We start from the raw sequence: 13,689 nt of genomic DNA on the forward strand, positions 1-13,689 counted from the left end.
GGCGGGCCGTATCGTGGGCCCATGTTGCGTGCCGCTTGCCCGATGCAAGGCGGCCGCGCCCGCCGCCACGATTTCCGCAGGCTTACGACCATGACGCAGCCCTCGATTCTGATTCGACTGACTACGCACCTGACGCGTCGTTTTTCATCGCCGCATTCGTCCGGCCGGGCGCTGCGCATTCTCGATGCGCTGGCGTCCGCCTCGGTGGGGTTTCCGCCGCTGACGCCGGCCGAGATCGAGTGGGTTCGTTTCACGCATTCGCCGGCGGAGCCGGCGGCGGCACGCCGGCCGGATGAAGGCAACGCCAACGCGGCGGCGGTGCGATTCGGCATGGCGAGCGGATCGCGCTGAGCTTGTCGTAGAAAAATCAAGGACGACGATGAGAATTGGCTGTCGCGCAAGACGGTCGCCGTCGTCGCCGGACACCGCGAAAACAGCGGGAATAATTGCCGGCCTGCAAGTGTTCTGCTTCTGAACGGAGCGTCGATCCCGACGGCTCCCCCAGATCGAAAGAGGACACGATGGCTGATTCGCACTTCATTGCGGCCGCGTCGGGCGCACCAGGCGCGCCGACGGGCAACCCGCGGCGCGGCGCGCGTCGTCTCATCACCGCCGGGCTTCTGGGCGCATGCCTGATCGGCGCCATCGGCACCCAATCGGCCAGCGCCGAATCCACGGCGCGTTACAGCGATGTCGAACGCCATTACCGGCAACTGATCGACGTGCTGCGCCGCAGCCCGTCCGCCGCGACCAGCCCCGCGCAGCGCACCGACGTGACCCGCGCCTCCGCACTGTTCCTCGCCGCGCTCAAGCGCGATGGCGGCGCACGCGACGTGCTCGTCACCGACACGAAGAACATCGTGGCCTCGCTCGGCGACGGCTCGTTCAGTGCCGACGGCAGCATCCGCGCGCTGGTTCGCGATGCCGCGGCCGGCAACGCGCTCGACTCCGGGCCCTGGGATGTCAGCGCGCTGCCCGGTACGCCGGTTCCCCAGCCGATCGGGATCAACCTCGTGCAGAAGCACGAGGGCGATTGCGTGGGCATTTCCGTCGTCAAGGCGTTCTCGACCACGCCCACCGGCGCCGATATCCTGCGCCGCGCCGTGCATCGGCTCGACAGCGGCCATTACCGCGTGAGCCTGCCCGGCGACCCCGCCCGCACCTACACGCTCGCCGCCGACAACCTCGATCAGTACGGCACCGGCGACCCGGCCGCCGCGGCCATCGTCGGCGCGATGTTCCAGTATTTCCACCTCGATCCCGCCAAGGGATCGCTGCCCACCAACAAGGTCATGGCCGTGCTCGCCGGCAGTTACGGCGCGCACGCGCGTCTGGCCGACCGCGACAGCTCCAGCCAGCAGATCGTCGAGTTCCTCGGCAAGCATTCGAGCGATCTCGGCTCGCGCGTGGCCATGGTGTTCGGCGGCAAGCCGGACCGCCACGGCGACTGGTCGAAGGGCGACGGGCATGCGTTCGCCGTGATCCGCGTGGACGTGGCCGCCAACACCGTCTACTACACGAACCCGTGGAACGAGTCGGTCGTGCGCAAGATCGCGCTGTCCGATCTCGCCGATCAGGCGGCCGGCACCGGGGCCGATTTCGAATTCGTGAGGTTTTAAGGCCGGCACCGGAGGCCGCGGCATCGGCTCCGGCAGCCCATTTCGTTATCAACTTCCCCGTCCGACTCCCCCCTCAAAACGCCGGAATGATCGCACCGTGATAGTGCGTCAGGATGAACTGCTTCACTTCCGGCGACTGATACGCCGCCACCAGTTGCTTGACCCACGGCTGGTTCGCGTCTTTCTCGCGCACCGCGATCAGGCATGCATAGACGGTCGAGCCGTCCTCCACCAGGATCGTATCGCGGCCCGGCTGCAGGCCGGCCTTGATCGCGTAATCGGCGTTCACGGTGGTGGCGTCGAAATCGTCGAGCGTGCGCGGCAGTTGCGCCGCATCGATCTCGGTGAAGCGGAATTGCTTCGGATTCTCGACGATGTCGCGCGGCGTGGCGTTGATGCCCGCTACCGGGTCGATGCCCGAGCGCAGCCGGATCGCACCGGCCTTCTGCAACAGCAGCAGCGTGCGGCTTTCGTTGGCCGGATCGTTCGGAATACCGATCGTCGCATGTTCGGGCAGCGCGGCGAACGTGCGGTACTTCTTCGAATACACGCCGATCGGCCCGATCCAGGTTCGGCCGAGTCCGACCAGGTGATAGCCGCGCGCGCGGATCTGCGCGTTCAGGAAGGGGCGGTGCTGGTAGCTGTTGGCATCGAGGTCGCCCGAATCGAGCGCGGCGTCGGGTGCGATGTAATCGCTGAACGCCACGGTCTTGATATGCAGGCCGTAGTCGCGTTCGGCCACGCGCTTCGCGGCTTCGAAAATCTCCTCGTGCGGGCCGCTCGTCACGCCCACCCGCAACACGCGTTCGTCCGCATGCGCGGGCCGCGCGGCCAGCGTGCCGAGCACGCCGATCGAGCAGAGCGCGAGCACGGCCGCGAAGCGGCGGATCGCACGGCGCTTGGGCGACGGCAGCAGCCGGCGCGAGGAACGAATGGGCGGCGAAGCGGGCATGACGGCAAATCCTCGGTATGACGAAATGAATGCGTGCGCGCGCTGCGGCGCTCACGCGACCGGGCGATTCTAGAGATCGTGCAAGCGGCCGGGAAACAACGGTTACGCATAAGCTTATCGGCGCCGAACCGGCGATCCGCATCGTTGCAAATCACGCGATCGCGCCAATGCTTTGCGCCCTGCAAACATAGGTCTTGCGCAATCACAGAAATCCGTCCGGGCCGATGGTCAAGCGCGTTTCTCATCTTTACATTGGCGACTCGATTGAATCGCCGATGGAAATCAAACCCAAAACAATTCCTTCGCATGGCGAATCGATTGCCGAATAGGGATGTTCCGAGTTCGCTTCACATTCATTTCCGTCACGAGAGAACGGAAATCATCCAGGAGGGTTGGGAAATGCCGAATGACGCCGGAATCAAGTTCAAGCCGTATACGCGACAGTCGATCCGCCAGGCGCCGGAATGGGAGAAGCTCAAGCCCGATCAGCGCGAGGCGATCGACGTGGTGGGCCGGGTGCTGCCGTTTCGCGTGAATCCCTATGTATTGAGCGAACTGATCGACTGGGACCGCGTGCCCGACGATCCGATCTACCGCCTCACGTTCCCGCACCGCGAAATGCTCCACGAGCGCGAATACGCGCAACTGCGCGACCTGATCGCGCACGGCGGCAAGCCCGACGAAACCGAGCGCCTGATCCATTCGATCCGGCTGCGCATGAACCCGCATCCGGCCGGGCAGCTGACCCACAACGTGCCGCACCTCGACGGCGTGCCGTTGCCCGGCATGCAGCACAAATACCGCGAGACGGTGCTGTTCTTTCCGAGCGCGGGCCAGACCTGCCATGCGTATTGCACGTTCTGCTTCCGCTGGCCGCAGTTCGTCGGCATGGACGAATTCAAGTTCGATGCGCGCGAAACCACCCAGCTCGTCGAATACCTGAAGCGCCATCGCGACGTGACCGACGTGCTGATCACGGGCGGCGATCCGCTCGTCATGAACGCGCGCTCGCTGGCCGAATACCTGACGCCGCTGCTGTCGCCCGAACTCTCGCATATCCAGAACATCCGGATCGGCACGAAATCGGTGGCGTACTGGCCGCAGCGCTTCGTGACCGACAAGGATGCCGACGACCTGCTGCGGGTGTTCGAATCGGTGGTGGCCTCGGGCCGCAACCTGGCGATCATGGGCCACTACAACCACCCGAACGAACTGGAGCCGGCGATCGCGCAGCAGGCCGTGCGGCGCATCATCGGCACCGGCGCGACGGTGCGCCTGCAAGCGCCGCTGATCCGCCACATCAACACCGATCCGGACGCCTGGGCGCGGCTCTGGACGCTCGGCGTCAAGCTCGGCGCGGTGCCGTACTACATGTTCGTCGAGCGCGACACCGGGCCGAGCGACTATTTCAAGCTGCCGCTGGCCGAGGCCTACGACATCTTCCAGCGCGCCTACCGGCAGGTGTCGGGGCTGGCGCGCACGGTGCGCGGCCCGTCGATGAGCGCGTTCCCGGGCAAGGTGGCGGTGGACGGCATCGTCGAGATCGGTGGCGAGAAGGTGTTCGCGCTGCAATTCCTGCAGGCGCGCAACCCCGAGTGGGTGCGCCGGCCGTTCTACGCGAAGTTCGATCCCGAGGCGACCTGGCTCGACGATCTGGTGCCGGCGTTCGGCGAGCAGCGCTTCTTCTTCGAGGAGACGGCCGCTCACGTCAAGCCGTCGCATCGCGTGATTCCGCTTCATGCGCACGACGATCGCAGCGCCGATCTGGCCGACGCACTGGAGGCCGCGCAATGACGCAAGCCGTTTATTCCCCGGCCGCCGCCGTCGACGAGGCCGTCGAGCCTTACGAGGTCTACGCGCTGCGCTACGCGACGCACGAGGGCCGCCGTAGTTCCGAGAACTATCTGGGCCACGATCCGCATGGCAATCGCGGCATGCCGCTCGATTTCTATGTCTGGGTGATCCGCAACAGCCAGCGCACGGTGCTGGTCGATACGGGCTTCAAGCGCGAGCTGGCCGGGCGCCGCCGCCGCACGTATTTCGGCGAGCCGGCCGAGTTGCTGCGCAAGCTCGATATCGATGCGGCCACGATCGAGGACGTGGTGATCACGCACATGCATTACGACCACGCCGGCAATCTCGATGCCTACCCGCGTGCGCGCTTCCATGTTCAGGAGAGCGAACTGGCGTTCTGCACGGGCCGCTGCATGGCGCACGGTGCGCTGCGCGGGCCGTTCGAGCCGGCCGACGTGGCGCAGGCCGTGTTCCGGCTGTTCGAGGGGCGTATCGCGTTCGTCGACGGCGACGCGCAATTGCATCCCGGCATCACGCTGCATCAGCTCGGCGGCCACACGCCGGGGCTGCAGGTGGTGCGCGTGGCGACCGCGCGCGGCTATGTGGTGCTGGCCAGCGACGCCGCCCACTACTGGGACAACCTGCGCGAGCGCCGGCCGTTCCCGATCGTGATCGACGTGGGCCGCATGCTCGACGCGCATGCCGCGATCGAGCGGCTCGCCGACGGGCCGAACCATATCGTGCCGGGTCACGACCCGCTGGTGCGCACGACGTTCCGCACGCTGCCGGGCGAGCCGGATGTGGTGGTGCTGCACGAGCCGCCGCTGGAGGTGCATGGGCAAGCGACTGGCGATGTCACTGGAGCCGCCGACGCTGAGGCTGCCGAAGTCACCGAAGCCACTGACACCGCCGAAGCCGCCGACACCGCCGAAGCCGCCGACACCGCCGACACCGCCGACACCGCCGACACCGCCGACACCGCCGCGCTGGCCACACACTGACGAGGAGAACTGAACGATGACGACCACCCACGTCGCCGTGATCGGGCTCGGCCCGCGCGGCATCAGCGTACTCGAACGCATCCTGGAACACGCGCGCCGGCTGCCGGCCGGCGCGCGCCTGCATATCGACGCGATCGACCCCGGTGAATGCGGGGAAGGCTCGCACCCGGCGCGCCAGCCCGATCATCTGCTGATCAACACGGTTGCCTCGCAGGTGACGATCTTCGCGCCCGACAGCGTGGCGGGCGGCGCGAACGGCCCGACGCTGGTGGAATGGGCGATCGCGAGCGGCTACCGCCGCTTCGGGCCGCGCTTCTTCCGCGTCGGCGACGCCTCGGGCGAGGCGATCACCGAATTCGACTATCTGCCGCGCAGCCTGCTCGGCGAATACCTGTCGTGGGGCGTGGATCACATCGCGCGGCAGTTGCCGGCTGCGATCACATTCGCGCATCACCGCACCCGCGCGCACGACGTCGAGCCGCATGGCGAGGGCTTTCGCGTGCGGCTCGACAACGGCTACACGGTGCGCGCCGATTACACGTTCCTGACCACCGGCCATGGCCGGCGGCTGCCGAACGAGGCCGACCACGCGGCCGACGCGTTCGTGGCGAGCCAGGTGCGCCACAACCCGGCGCTGGCCTATTTCGCGACGCCGTATCCGGTCACCGGCCTGTCGCGGATCGCCTCGCAGGCGACGGTGGCGATCCAGGGCTTCGGGCTGACCGCGCACGACGTGATCTCCGAGCTGACGGTGGGGCGCGGCGGGCGCTTCGTCGACGATGCGCAGGGCCTGCGCTACGTGCCGTCTGGGCGCGAGCCGAAGCTGCTGGTGTTCTCGCGCCAGTGCCTGCCGTTCGCGGCGCGCGGCGTGAACCAGAAGGGCTTGACCGGGCGGCACGCGGCGCGCTTCTTCACGCCGGCGGCGGTGCGTGCGCTGGCCGATGCGGCGGCGCTGTCGCGTGGCGACCGGCGCGTCGATTTCCGCGCCGAGGTGCTGCCGCTGATCGTCAAGGAGATGGCCTGGGCGTACCGGCTCGCCGCGACGGCGGCCGGTGGCGCGCACGGGGATTCGGCCGACGCTGTCGATCCTGAGCGCTTCGCGCCGAGCGAGAGTGAGCAGCGGGCGATCGAGGCGATCCTTTGGCCGCTGAAAGGCCGCCGGTTTGCTTCGGAAGCCGAATTCCGCGCGTTCTTCGACGCGCAGTTCGACGACGATCTCGCGCAGGCCTTCCTCGGCAATCTGTCGAGCCCGCTGAAGGCCGCGACCGATGCGCTGCGCGATACGCGCGAGGCGTTGCGCGAGGCGATCGAATACGGCGCGGCGACGCCCGATTCGCATCGCTATTTCGTCGAGGAGTTCAACGCGATCACGAACCGCATCGCGTTCGGGCCGCCGAAGCAGCGCAACGTCGAGTTCCAGGCGCTGCGCCGGGCCGGCGTGCTGACGCTGGGCGGCGGGCCGGGCGCGCGCGTGACGGGCGACCCGGACGCGGCGCGGTTCCGCATCGATACGGCCTATCCCGAGGGCGACACGCACCGCTTCGCCGACGTGCTGGTGGCCGCGCGGCTCGACGCGTGGTCGCCGCTGACCGATGCCGCGCCGCTGACCGCCGCGCTGCTCGCGCGCGGCCTGATCCGGCCGTTCCGTAACGGCGACTACCACCCGGGCGGGCTCGACATCGACCGTCAACTGCGGCCGATCGGACGCGACGGCACGGCGCAGCCGCGCATCTGGGCGATCGGCTATCCGGTCGAGGGCGCGCATTTCTACACGCATGCGCTGCCGAGGCCGCGTATTGCATCGCGCCAGACGGCGGATGCCGAGCGCGCCGTGTTGCAACTGTTCGAGGCGATCGAGCGGCATGGGGCGGCGCGGGCGGTGCCGGGCGCAGCGGCGCGCGCGGATAGCGTCGACAGCGTGGAGGCCACGGCATGAGCACGCTGGCCTGGTTGGATACGCGGGGCGATTTGCAGTTGGACGCGCAGCCGGAAGTGCAGCCGGAAGCACGGCCGGAAGCGCAACCCCAAGCGCAGCCGCAAACGCAACTTCGAGCGCAGTCGGAAGCGCGGATTCAAGCGCAGCCGAAAACGCAACTTCGAGCGCAGTCGGAAACGCAGCCCCAAGCGCAGCCCCAAGCGCACCCCCAAACGCAGCCCGAAGCCCTGAATCCGTCGGACGAGGTGGTCACGCCCGGCGGCCGGCTCGTGCCGTTCGGCGCCTATCTCAAGGCGGCGGCGCAGCCTCGGCCCGGTGCTGCGCACTGGCCGTCGGCCGCGCTCGACGAGGCGCGCGGCCGCTTCGTGCACGGTGAGCGCGGCACGGCGGCGCTGGTGGCCGGCGAATCCGGCGCGGAGGTCGCGCCGGGCATCTCGCTGGCGATCCAGATCGTCGCGCCGGGCGAGCCGACGCGTGCGCATCGTCATGCGTTCTGGCATCTGTACGTGGTGGTGGCCGGGGCCGGCACGGCGTGGCTCGGCGAGGCCGGCGAGCGCGTCGATGGCGATGGCGAGGGGGGCGACGTCGATGCACACGGCGCACGCAACCCGGCGGCAAGCCGCGAACGCGCCTATCCGCTCGCGGCCGGCGACGCGCTCTACGTGCCGCCGTGGGCTGCGCACCGCTTCGCGGCCACGCAGGCCGATCACGCCGATCACGCCGATCACGCCGACCGAGCCGACCGAGCCGACCGAGCCGACCGAGCCGACCGAGCCGACCGAGCCGACCGCGCAGCCCAAGCCGCCCCCCTCGTGCTCTACGCCGTGCAGAACCTCCCGCAACTGGCCGCGCTCGGCACGCTGGTGCGCGAGTCGGCGCACGGCGGCATCGAGCACGTCTATCGCGCGCCGGCCGGCACGTTCCCTCCACCCCGTTCGTACTGATCCTCGAAGGAGCCTCCGTGAATTCGTCGGACACCCAGGGCCGGCTCGGCACCGCGGCGCTCTACGCGACCGTGTTCCTGCCGTTCGCTTTCGGCCATTACGTTTCGTTCGTGTTTCGCTCGATCAATGCGGTGCTCGCGCCGTATCTGGTCGAAGCGCTGCAACTGAGCGCCGCGCAGCTCGGGCTGCTGTCGAGCGCCTATTTCGTGTCGTTCGGGCTGGCGCAATTGCCGGTCGGCATGGCGCTCGACCGCTACGGCCCGCGCCGCGTGCAACTGACGCTGCTCGGCGCGGCCTCGGCAGGCTCGCTGCTGTTCGCGTTCGGCACCAGCTTCGGGCCGCTGTTCGCGGCGCGCGTGCTGACCGGCATCGGCCTGTCGGCCTGCTTCATGGGCTCGATCAAGGCGCTGTCGTATTGGGTCGAGCCGCGCCGGCTGCCGTCGATCCACGGCTATCTGCTGGCGGTGGGCGGGCTCGGCGCGATGTCGGCCACGCTGCCGGTGGAACTGGCGTTGCAGCAGTTCGGCTGGCGCGCGGTGTTCGTCGCGCTGGCGGTGGTGACGCTGGCCCCGGCGCTGGCGATCCGCTTCCTGACGCCGCCCGATCCGCCCGCGCATCGCGTCGCGCGCTGGCCCACGCTCGGCTCGCTGCTCGAGGTGTATCGCGACCCGGCGTTCCGCCGCACCATCTCGCTGCTGCTGCCCGCGCACGCCGTGGCGTTCGGCCTGCAGGGGCTGTGGATGGGGCAGTGGCTGCAGGACGTCGGCGGGCTCGACACGCGCGAGGCGGCCGCACTGCTGTTCGTCGGGATGGGCGCGATCGTGGCGGGCTCGCTGTCGATCGGGAACATCACCGAATGGGCGGGCCGCCGCTTCGGCGCGAAGCCGATCGACGTGGCCGGCGTGGGCGTGGGGCTGTTCCTGCTGGTGCAGGTGCTCGCGCTGCTGAACGTGGTGCCGTGGATTCCGGCCCTGAGCGTGGCCTTCACGCTGATCGGCACGATCGCCGGGCTGGAATACACGATCGTCGCGCAGAACGTCTCGCCCGCGCTGACGGGCCGCGCGGCCACCTGCCTGAACCTGCTGATCTTCTTCGGCGCGTTCCTGGTGCAGAGCGGCTTCGGCTTCATCGTTTCGGCATGGACGCCCGACGCCGCCCATCACTATCCGGCCGCGGCCTATCAGACGGCGTTCGCGGTGGTCGTCGCGCTGCAATTGCCGGGCTTTCTCGCGTGGCTCATGCGCACCGTGCGTCGCCGGTCGCAGTCGGATTTCCAGCCCGATTTGCAGCACGATTCGCAGCACGACTCGCGTCCCGGCTCACAGGCCGATTCGCGGCCCGATTCGCAGCCCGACCCACACTCAGGCTCGCAGCCCAATTCGCGGCGCGATGCCCAGCAACCCGACCCGCAGCAGGAGGCCGCATGACCACGCTGCATGGTTTCTACCGCTCGTCCGCGTCGTTCCGCGTGCGCATCGCGCTGAACCTGAAGGGCATCGCGTACGACACGGTGTCCTACGACATCGCGCAGCAGGCGCACCGCGATCCCGCCTATCTGGCGCTGAACCCGCAAGGGCTGCTGCCGACGCTCGCGATCGACGGGCTGCGGCTCACGCAATCGCTCGCGATCGTCGATTACCTGGAGGCGACGCGGCCCGCGCCGCCGCTGTATCCGGCCGATCCGGCCGGGCGCGCGCGGGTGGCGAGCCTGGCGGCGGCGGTCGGCTCCGACATCCATCCGCTCGGCGCGGCACGCGCGGTGCGCTACCTGCGCGAGACGGCCGGGCTCGACGCCGCGCAGGCCGGCGCCTGGCAGCGCCACTGGATCGAAACCGGTTTCGCCGCGCTGGAAACGCGGCTGCAGGACGGCGCGAGCGGCCGCTACAGCCACGGCGACACGCCGGGCGTGGCGGATCTGTTCCTCGTGCCGCAGGCGTTCACGGCGCGGCGCGTGGGCGTGGAGGTGGACGCGTATCCGACGATCGCCGCAATCGTCGCAGCATGCCTGGAATTGCCGGCGTTCCGGCATGCGCATCCCGACAATCAGCCGGACAGCCAACAGGAACGGAGATCGACATGAGTCTGATACAGCTTGCCCTCGACAACCCACGTTACGCGGTGATGTTCACCGGCCTGCCGCTGCTGATCGCGGCCGAGGCGGCCGTGCCCCTGCTCGAAGGCGAGGGGCGCTGGCGGCACACGGCGAAGAACCTCGCGATCGGCGTGATCTACGTGGCCACCACGGCCGTGCTCGGGCTCGGCATCGTGTGGCTGCTGCATGCGACCGAGCGCCATCAGTGGGGGCTGTTCCCGCAACTGGGCCTGCCGCTGTGGCTGCAGGTGGTGCTCGGCGTGATCGCGCTCGACTTCGGCGACTACTGGCGGCATCGCGCCGATCACACGTTCCGGCTGCTGTGGCGCTTTCACCGGCTGCATCACAGCGATCCGCTGATGGAGGCATCGACGACCATCCGCAACCATCCGGGCGCGGCGTTCCCGATCCTCGCGCCGCGCGCGATCCTGATCCCGCTGCTGGGCCTGCCGCCGCTCGCGCTGCTGATCCACGCGCCGCTCGCGCTGGCCGGCCAGCTCTATCACCACAGCAACCTGCGGCTGCCGGCGCGGCTCGAAAGCCTGCTGGGCAAGGTGATCGTCACGCCGAGCCATCACTTCGCGCACCACGCGAAGATCCGCAAGTATTCGGACAGCCAGTTCGGCGTGCTGCTGATCCTGTGGGACAAGCTGTTCGGCACGCTGGAGATCGCGCCCGAGCGCAAGACCACGCCGCTCGGCGTGCGCGGCTACGACGACGCGGCGAGCCAGACGCTCGGCGGGATGCTGCTGTCGATGTTCGAGCGCAAGCCGGCGGCGGCAGTGGCGGCGGTGGCCGTGCCGGTCAACGCGGCGCTGGCGCCGGAAAGCGTGGCGCGCGAGGCGGGCTGAAGCAAAGGGGACGGGGGAGCCGGTTTGCAGCGTGGCGGCCACGGCTAGGCAAGCGTTGCGGGCAGGCTGAAGGGCGGGTGGAGCCGGTCGGCAGCGGCGGCCACGGCCAGGCAAGCGTTGCAGGCCGGCTGAAGGGCGGATGGAGTCGGTCGGCAGCGGCGGCCACGGCCAGGCAAGCGTTGCAAGCAGGCAAAGGGCGAGGGGAGACAGGGGCGGCATGGCGGCGCCTTGTGTGATCGATGCAGTTCGACCACGCTCGGAAAAGCCGACTGTGCTCTACGCAACTGTGTTCTTTGCGGCGAATCATTTCGTTATATATTTCGGTGCATAACGATTTCGACCCCTCGCGTTTCGCCCCATGCTTCTCCGCCGCCCCCGTTTCAGGGCGCTCGCGCTGGCTGCCGCCGGCGTGGGCGCGTCATGTGTCGCGCACGCGCAAGATCCCGCTCCGGATCGCGACGTTGCGCTCGCGCCGGTCGCCGTCGGCGGCCTGATGCCGTATTCGCTGCCGTCGTACCAGGTCGAGCGAATCCGGGTCGGCCCGCTCGGCGAGAAGGCGCTGCTCGACACGCCGTATTCGATCAGCGTGGTGCCCGCCGCGCTGGCCGCCAACCAGCAGCTCGAAAGCGTGCGCGAGGCGTTCCGCTTCGTGCCGTCGGTGCAGGGCGAGAACATCCGCCCGCAAACGCGCGGCCTGCAGGCCGGCGTGGTGCAGAACACGCGCGTGGACGGCCTGAACGTGGCCGCCACCACCGATTACCCGATCGAGGAATTCGAGCGCGTGGAGGTGCTCGGCGGCCTGTCGGGCGCGCTGTACGGCCCGGCCAACCCGGCCGGCACGTTCAACTTCGTGTTCAAGCGCCCGACCGCCACGCCGTTGCGCGAATTCACGGTGGGTTATGTCTCGCGCCAATCGCTGCTCGAACACCTCGATCTCGGCGGCCATTTCGGCAACGACGATGCATTCGGCTATCGCCTCAACCTGCTGAACCAGAACGGCGAGAGCTACACGCCCGGCAGCCGGCTGCGGCGCGAGCTGGCCAGCCTTGCGTTCGACGTGCGTTTCAGCCGCGACACGCGCCTCGAAACCAACGCCAGCACCTATCGCTATCTCGACACCGGTTTTCCGGGCACCTTCGCGCTGGCGCGCAACGTGCCGTTCCCGGTATCGCTCGATCCGACCCGCGCGGGCTACGGCCAGACCTGGGCCGGCGACGACAACACCACCAACATCCTGAGCGCCACGCTCAAGCACGACTTCAGCGACGACTGGCACCTGACGGCCGGCCTGCTGCGCGAGACCAGCGACCGCGCCTCCACGGTGCCCACCAACACGCTGACCAACCGGTCGGGCGCGTACACCACCACCGCGGCCACCACCACGTTTAGCCTCGACACGATCGTCAGCAACAACCTCGCGCTGAACGGCCGCACCTGGCTGGCCGGCATGTCGCACGACCTGGTGCTGTCGAATACGGGGTTCTTCTGGAATCGCTACACGCCGTTCCAGACCGGCGCGATCACGCTCGGCACCGGCAACCTCGGCAACCCGTCGAGCTTCGCCGAGCCGGCGCTGCCCGATTTCTCCGATCGCTTCCGCGCGGTGCGCACGATCCAGCAATCGCTGACGCTCGGCGACACGATCGGCTTCAACCGGCAATGGTCGGCGCTGCTGGCCGCGAGCCAGAGCTGGATCAGCGTGCGCAACTTCAACCGCCAGGGCGGTGTCACGAGCCGCTACGACGCGAACGGCATCAGCCCCACCGCGAGCCTGATGTTCAAGCCGCAACCGAACATGACGGCCTACGTGACGTACGCGGACAGCCTCCAGCAAGGCGACAGCGCGCCGAGCGGCGCGGCCAACGCCGGCCAGAGCCTCGCGCCGTACCGCAGCCGCGAATGGGAGCTGGGCTACAAGCTCGAGGTGGCGGCGATGAACCTCGGCGCGGCGCTGTACCGGATTCAGCGGCCGTATGCGTTCGTCGGCGCGGACAACGTGTTCGCCAACGGCGGCAGGCAGATCAACCGTGGCCTCGAACTGATGGCGAACGGCGCGGTCAGCCGCGACCTGTACGTGTACGCGGGGCTGTCGCTGCTCGATCCGCGCCTGTTCGACACCGGCTCGGCGGCCACCAGCGATCAGCAGATCCTCGGGCTGTCGCGCGTGGTGTTCAACGCGCTGCTCGACTACAGCGTGCCGGTGGTGCCGGGCCTGGCGTTCACGCTGAACGTCAATCACGCGAGCCGGCGGCCGGGCAACTACACGAATACCGATTTCGTCGACGGCTACACCTTGCTCGATCTCGGCGCGCGCTACCGCACGCGCATCGCGGGCAAGAACGTGGTGTTTCGCGTGGCGATCGACAACCTGACCAACCGGCAGTACTGGGCGAACATCGCCCCGACCGGCCAGAACGGCTTCAACAGCACCGACAACGGCACCGGCACGCTCGGCGCGCCGCGCACGGTGCGCGCTTCCATCCAGATCGACTTATGACCT

At 68.8% G+C, this 13,689-nt stretch carries 11 protein-coding genes; 10 read left to right on the forward strand and 1 reads right to left on the reverse strand.

Going from position 1 to position 13,689, the window contains the following annotated elements:
- Positions 1-90 precede the first annotated feature (90 nt).
- Both AB4850_RS06050 and AB4850_RS06055 read left to right on the forward strand, forming a co-directional pair.
- Entirely contained in the window at positions 91-351 is a 261-nt protein-coding gene (locus AB4850_RS06050) for a hypothetical protein (protein ID WP_414441698.1), read from the forward strand.
- A gap of 170 nt (positions 352-521) precedes the next feature.
- The gene (locus AB4850_RS06055; protein ID WP_414441699.1) at positions 522-1,619 is read left to right on the forward strand and encodes a hypothetical protein; all 1,098 of its coding nucleotides are present in this window, start codon (positions 522-524) and stop codon (positions 1,617-1,619) included.
- 73 nt (positions 1,620-1,692) lie between these two features.
- Here AB4850_RS06055 and AB4850_RS06060 read toward each other — a convergent pair whose 3' ends face one another.
- The gene (locus AB4850_RS06060; RefSeq protein ID WP_414441700.1) at positions 1,693-2,571 is read right to left on the reverse strand and encodes a MetQ/NlpA family ABC transporter substrate-binding protein; all 879 of its coding nucleotides are present in this window, start codon (positions 2,569-2,571) and stop codon (positions 1,693-1,695) included.
- A gap of 399 nt (positions 2,572-2,970) precedes the next feature.
- Here AB4850_RS06060 and AB4850_RS06065 point away from each other — a divergent pair, with 399 nt between their 5' ends.
- The 8 genes from AB4850_RS06065 to AB4850_RS06100 all read left to right on the forward strand — a co-directional run bounded on the left by AB4850_RS06065 (position 2,971) and on the right by AB4850_RS06100 (position 13,686).
- Positions 2,971-4,365 carry a KamA family radical SAM protein gene (locus AB4850_RS06065; RefSeq protein ID WP_414441701.1) on the forward strand — a complete coding sequence of 465 codons (1,395 nt, stop codon included), beginning with the start codon at positions 2,971-2,973 and terminating at the stop codon, positions 4,363-4,365.
- Complete coding sequence (locus AB4850_RS06070; protein ID WP_414441702.1) at positions 4,362-5,366, forward strand: N-acyl homoserine lactonase family protein; 1,005 nt, start codon at positions 4,362-4,364, stop codon at positions 5,364-5,366. The genes AB4850_RS06065 and AB4850_RS06070 overlap by 4 nt, the downstream gene beginning before the upstream one ends.
- 16 nt (positions 5,367-5,382) lie before the next feature.
- Positions 5,383-7,302 (forward strand): FAD/NAD(P)-binding protein, encoded by a 1,920-nt coding sequence (locus tag AB4850_RS06075; RefSeq protein ID WP_414441703.1) that lies wholly within the window; start codon positions 5,383-5,385, stop codon positions 7,300-7,302.
- Complete coding sequence (locus tag AB4850_RS06080; protein WP_414441704.1) at positions 7,299-8,246, forward strand: hypothetical protein; 948 nt, start codon at positions 7,299-7,301, stop codon at positions 8,244-8,246. Before AB4850_RS06075 ends, AB4850_RS06080 begins: the two co-directional genes overlap by 4 nt.
- A 17-nt stretch (positions 8,247-8,263) precedes the next feature.
- Positions 8,264-9,673, forward strand: a complete 1,410-nt coding sequence (locus AB4850_RS06085) for an MFS transporter (protein WP_414441705.1) — start codon at positions 8,264-8,266, stop codon at positions 9,671-9,673.
- A complete protein-coding gene (maiA, locus tag AB4850_RS06090) occupies positions 9,670-10,326 on the forward strand; it encodes a maleylacetoacetate isomerase (protein WP_414441706.1) in 657 nt (218 codons plus the stop codon). The genes AB4850_RS06085 and maiA overlap by 4 nt, the downstream gene beginning before the upstream one ends.
- Entirely contained in the window at positions 10,323-11,189 is an 867-nt protein-coding gene (locus AB4850_RS06095) for a sterol desaturase family protein (RefSeq protein ID WP_414441707.1), read from the forward strand. The genes maiA and AB4850_RS06095 overlap by 4 nt, the downstream gene beginning before the upstream one ends.
- A 358-nt stretch (positions 11,190-11,547) precedes the next feature.
- Positions 11,548-13,686: a TonB-dependent receptor gene (locus AB4850_RS06100; RefSeq protein WP_414441708.1), complete on the forward strand. Its 2,139-nt coding sequence runs from the start codon at positions 11,548-11,550 to the stop codon at positions 13,684-13,686.
- Positions 13,687-13,689: the final 3 nt, after the last annotated feature.

It is taken from the genome of Burkholderia sp. 22PA0106 (assembly GCF_047497155.1).
GTDB lineage: Bacteria > Pseudomonadota > Gammaproteobacteria > Burkholderiales > Burkholderiaceae > Burkholderia.